A 1,289-nucleotide genomic window follows, 5' to 3' on the forward strand; every position below is an offset into this window, starting at 1 on the left:
GTCGATCTCGCGGATCTCGACATCCGAATTCGCGATCACCTGTCCGGGAGTGAGATTGCGACTCGAGACAACTACAGCGACCGTATCGGTCGCGGGATCGCCTCGGAAGAAGAGAACGACGCCGAGTGCGGCCAGGGCAACGGCTGCGATCTTGCGGACTGTCGCCGGGCGGAATCGTGTGCCGCGCGTCAGTTCGACGACGCGATCGAGGGTGCTCGGGGTGAGATCGAGCTGGGCGCGCAGTGGGTCGGAGCGCCTCGGCGAGCGAGAACGTGCTGACGGCATTCATGCACGTTAGGGCCGGAAGCGGTGCTTCCGGCCCTGTCAATGTGTACCTGTGGACAACCCGGAGGTTGTGGAAATCAGCTTGCGGCAGCCTTGGCGGGCGCCGGCGTGCTGGTCGACGAACTCGAGGTCGACGAGGAGTCCGACTTGGACTCGGACTTCGCAGCGGGTGCCGAATCACTCTTGGCCGGCTCGCTCGCAGTTCCGGAGCCGCCGCGGCTGTCGGTGCGGTAGAAGCCGCTGCCCTTGAACACGATGCCGACAGAGTTGAACAGCTTGCGGAGCTTGCCTGAGCAAGCTGGGCAGACCGTCAGCGAATCTTCGCTGAAGGACTGGACGATGTCGAAACGGTTGTCACATTCCGTACATGCGTATGAGTATGTGGGCACCGGGCTTCCTCCGCACTGTGATGTTCGAGCAGCTGCGTATTTACACCGCAGCCTTTAGCACTCTACAAGTGACAGTGCCAACAGCGCTAATCAGGGATCTATTCCCGCAGATCAATCACGTTGCAGCTGCGTCAGCCCGCCGCCCGGCGTCAATGCCCAGCCCATGGGTACGTCATGGTCGTCGGCCGGCAAGGTCTCGACGAGTTCGGAGTCTCTGACAATTGCCACAAGCCGAGTCTGCGGACCGACCGACCCCAGTGTGCGGTCGTAGAAGCCTGCGCCGCGGCCGAGGCGTGTTCCGCGCACGTCCACTGCAAGTGCAGGGATCAGCATGCATTCCACGTCGGACAGGCTTTCCGGTGGTAGGACGGGTCCGACAGGCTCCCGAATGCCGTAAGCTTCCGATCAACACCCACGGTGGACAGCTCGGCGAGGCATACATCCACGGGATGAACGGTATCGCCGAGGGAGTTCGGCAGATCCGCGGTACTTCGGTCAACCAGGTCGACTCCGTCGAGAATGTACTGGTGACTGCGGGCACGGGAGTTCCGACATCGGGGCTTGTGCTGACTCGCTGATTGATCGAGGGCGCAGCTCCGTCCCGCGTCACGGCCT

At 62.7% G+C, this 1,289-nt stretch carries 3 protein-coding genes and 1 pseudogene; 1 reads left to right on the plus strand and 3 read right to left on the minus strand.

Annotation, left to right across the window (positions count from 1 at the left end):
* The 3 genes from ABT116_RS47190 to ABT116_RS47200 all read right to left on the minus strand — a co-directional run.
* Positions 1-285, minus strand: a 285-nt coding sequence (locus ABT116_RS47190) for a hypothetical protein (RefSeq protein WP_351647538.1), incomplete at its 3' end; no start/stop codon positions are given.
* A 77-nt stretch (positions 286-362) separates the two neighbouring features.
* On the minus strand, positions 363-674 hold the full coding sequence (locus ABT116_RS47195; protein WP_003946378.1) for an FmdB family zinc ribbon protein: 312 nt from the start codon (positions 672-674) through the stop codon (positions 363-365).
* Between the two features lie 111 nt (positions 675-785).
* Positions 786-1,016: a 5-formyltetrahydrofolate cyclo-ligase gene (locus tag ABT116_RS47200; protein WP_351647541.1), complete on the minus strand. Its 231-nt coding sequence runs from the start codon at positions 1,014-1,016 to the stop codon at positions 786-788.
* A 53-nt stretch (positions 1,017-1,069) separates the two neighbouring features.
* Here ABT116_RS47200 and ABT116_RS47205 point away from each other — a divergent pair.
* Positions 1,070-1,252 (plus strand): annotated as a pseudogene (locus ABT116_RS47205) (thiolase C-terminal domain-containing protein); the annotation flags it as partial.
* Positions 1,253-1,289: the final 37 nt, after the last annotated feature.

The organism is Streptomyces sp. NPDC002130 (genome assembly GCF_040296465.1).
GTDB lineage: Bacteria > Actinomycetota > Actinomycetes > Streptomycetales > Streptomycetaceae > Streptomyces.